At 51.2% G+C, this 1,839-nt stretch carries 1 rRNA gene; it reads left to right on the top strand.

Features of this window, described 5'->3' with window-relative positions:
- The first annotated feature begins 233 nt into the window (after window positions 1–233).
- Window positions 234–1,778, top strand: a 16S ribosomal RNA gene (locus AACQ17_RS05650).
- Window positions 1,779–1,839: the final 61 nt, after the last annotated feature.

Raw genomic sequence — 1,839 nt, 5'->3', positions numbered from 1 at the left:
GCTCTTTAACAATATAAACCTATCAATCTGTGTGGGCACTCGTTGATGATAATCAAAAAAGATTTATCAATGAACTGAGTGACCAATCAGAATCAAGTTTACTTGATTTTGGCACAGTCAATTCATTGTTGTTCTGTTGGAACAACAATAGCTTTAAAATTACGTCTTACTTTCGAGTAAGAGCAGTTTTGAAGTCAGTATTCATTGAGCCGGTCTTAGGACCAACAAAACTTTAATTGAAGAGTTTGATCATGGCTCAGATTGAACGCTGGCGGCAGGCCTAACACATGCAAGTCGAGCGGCAGCACAGAGGAACTTGTTCCTTGGGTGGCGAGCGGCGGACGGGTGAGTAATGCCTAGGAAATTGCCCTGATGTGGGGGATAACCATTGGAAACGATGGCTAATACCGCATGATGCCTACGGGCCAAAGAGGGGGACCTTCGGGCCTCTCGCGTCAGGATATGCCTAGGTGGGATTAGCTAGTTGGTGAGGTAATGGCTCACCAAGGCGACGATCCCTAGCTGGTCTGAGAGGATGATCAGCCACACTGGAACTGAGACACGGTCCAGACTCCTACGGGAGGCAGCAGTGGGGAATATTGCACAATGGGCGCAAGCCTGATGCAGCCATGCCGCGTGTATGAAGAAGGCCTTCGGGTTGTAAAGTACTTTCAGTCGTGAGGAAGGTGGTGTTGTTAATAGCAGCATCATTTGACGTTAGCGACAGAAGAAGCACCGGCTAACTCCGTGCCAGCAGCCGCGGTAATACGGAGGGTGCGAGCGTTAATCGGAATTACTGGGCGTAAAGCGCATGCAGGTGGTGGATTAAGTCAGATGTGAAAGCCCGGGGCTCAACCTCGGAACCGCATTTGAAACTGGTTCACTAGAGTACTGTAGAGGGGGGTAGAATTTCAGGTGTAGCGGTGAAATGCGTAGAGATCTGAAGGAATACCGGTGGCGAAGGCGGCCCCCTGGACAGATACTGACACTCAGATGCGAAAGCGTGGGGAGCAAACAGGATTAGATACCCTGGTAGTCCACGCCGTAAACGATGTCTACTTGGAGGTTGTGGCCTTGAGCCGTGGCTTTCGGAGCTAACGCGTTAAGTAGACCGCCTGGGGAGTACGGTCGCAAGATTAAAACTCAAATGAATTGACGGGGGCCCGCACAAGCGGTGGAGCATGTGGTTTAATTCGATGCAACGCGAAGAACCTTACCTACTCTTGACATCCAGAGAAGCCAGCGGAGACGCAGGTGTGCCTTCGGGAACTCTGAGACAGGTGCTGCATGGCTGTCGTCAGCTCGTGTTGTGAAATGTTGGGTTAAGTCCCGCAACGAGCGCAACCCTTATCCTTGTTTGCCAGCGAGTCATGTCGGGAACTCCAGGGAGACTGCCGGTGATAAACCGGAGGAAGGTGGGGACGACGTCAAGTCATCATGGCCCTTACGAGTAGGGCTACACACGTGCTACAATGGCGCATACAGAGGGCAGCAAGCTAGCGATAGTGAGCGAATCCCAAAAAGTGCGTCGTAGTCCGGATTGGAGTCTGCAACTCGACTCCATGAAGTCGGAATCGCTAGTAATCGTAGATCAGAATGCTACGGTGAATACGTTCCCGGGCCTTGTACACACCGCCCGTCACACCATGGGAGTGGGCTGCAAAAGAAGTGGGTAGTTTAACCTTTCGGGGAGGACGCTCACCACTTTGTGGTTCATGACTGGGGTGAAGTCGTAACAAGGTAGCGCTAGGGGAACCTGGCGCTGGATCACCTCCTTATACGAAGATTACACTGATGAGTGTCCACACAGATTGATGGTTTATACAGTTTAAGAGACGA

This window comes from Vibrio sp. V10_P2A27P122 (genome assembly GCF_963874335.1).
Classification (GTDB): Bacteria; Pseudomonadota; Gammaproteobacteria; order Enterobacterales; family Vibrionaceae; genus Vibrio; species Vibrio anguillarum.
Note: the sequence above shows the minus strand (reverse complement) of the source record. Positions and strands in the feature narration are given on the sequence as shown.